The sequence below is a fragment of the Labilibaculum manganireducens genome, from assembly GCF_002843385.1.
In the GTDB taxonomy this organism is placed as follows: Bacteria; Bacteroidota; Bacteroidia; order Bacteroidales; family Marinifilaceae; genus Labilibaculum; species Labilibaculum manganireducens.
Map to the genome: position 1 here is coordinate 1 of NZ_MVDE01000088.1, position 1,290 is coordinate 1,290.

The 1,290-nt window shown below is 32.2% G+C and carries 1 protein-coding gene; it reads left to right on the forward strand.

Features of this window, described 5'->3' with window-relative positions:
- Nucleotides 1-172: 172 nt before the first annotated feature.
- Nucleotides 173-1,273, forward strand: a complete 1,101-nt coding sequence (locus BZG01_RS21295) for a transposase (protein WP_180327429.1) — start codon at nt 173-175, stop codon at nt 1,271-1,273.
- The last annotated feature ends 17 nt before the right edge of the window (nt 1,274-1,290 follow it).

Sequence of the window (1,290 nt, forward strand, 5' to 3'; positions counted from 1 at the left end):
TTGGATAATCCCTTAAGAATCAGTATCTTAATGTTTGTTTTCGAAGCAATTATTAAGTATGACTCTCAAAGGAAAATCCAATAGCAAATATCATATAAAAAATATTTTAGACAAAATGTCTGGTGTAAATAAATGGCAATACGATTTCATTCAAACAGTCTTACACTTATTTATGAGTATAAAAGGACGAATAAACTTTTTGCAATTAAGTAGATATAGTGATTTTGGAGAACAACACTTCCGAAATCAATTTGAAAAAGAATTTGATTTCTTGAATTTTAATATTGAGTTAAGCCTCGAACATGCCAGTGAAGATAGTATTTTGGCTTTTGATCCTAGCTACGTTAGTAAATCGGGAAAAAGAACACCTGGTGTTGGTTATTTTTGGTCTGGATGTGCAGGGAGAAGTAAATGGGGCTTAGAGGTTGGTGGAATTGGAGTTATTGATTTGTCTAATCATACATCATTGCATTTAGAAGCAATTCAAACACCTTCATCTTTTGATTCAAAAAGTCTGTTGGATCATTATGCAGAAGTACTAATTTCAAGAAGTGAAAAGCTATTTCGAATTTCAAAATACATTGCTGTTGATGCATATTTTTCGAAAGAACCTTTTGTGGGCAAAATGACTCAAGAAGGATTCCATACTATTAGCAGATTACGTGACGATGCAAATCTAAGGTATTTGTTTAAAGGGGAACAATCAGAGGGGCGTGGCAGACCAAAACAATATGATGGTAAAGTTGATTACAAAAACCTAAATCAACAGCATGCTATGTTAATTGAAAAAACTGACAACTCGGAAACATACCAAATGATTGTTAACTCTGTGGCGCTAAAAAGAGAAATTAATCTTGTAATAGTACGCACTAAAAAAAGGAAATATTGGAGCCATAAATTGTACTTTTCAACTGATCTGAATTTACCGGCAATGGATGTATTGAGATATTATAGAGGCAGGTTTCAAATTGAATTTACATATAGAGATGGAAAACAACATACGGCTATGGATAATTGCCAAGCCAGAAGTGAAAATAAAATCCATTTTCATATTAATACGTCTCTTACAGCTGTGAATATTGCAAAGGTGTCTCATTGGCTGAATACAAATAAGTCTGAAAGAACAGCTTTTTCAATGAGTGATATTAAAACACTGCATCACAATCAATTACTAATGGATAGATTTTTAATTGTGTTTGGGATAAACCCAAACACGAAGAAAAATAAAGAAAAAGTCAGGCAACTCAATAATTTTGGTTTAATAGCTGCATAAAACTTAACGAACTATTG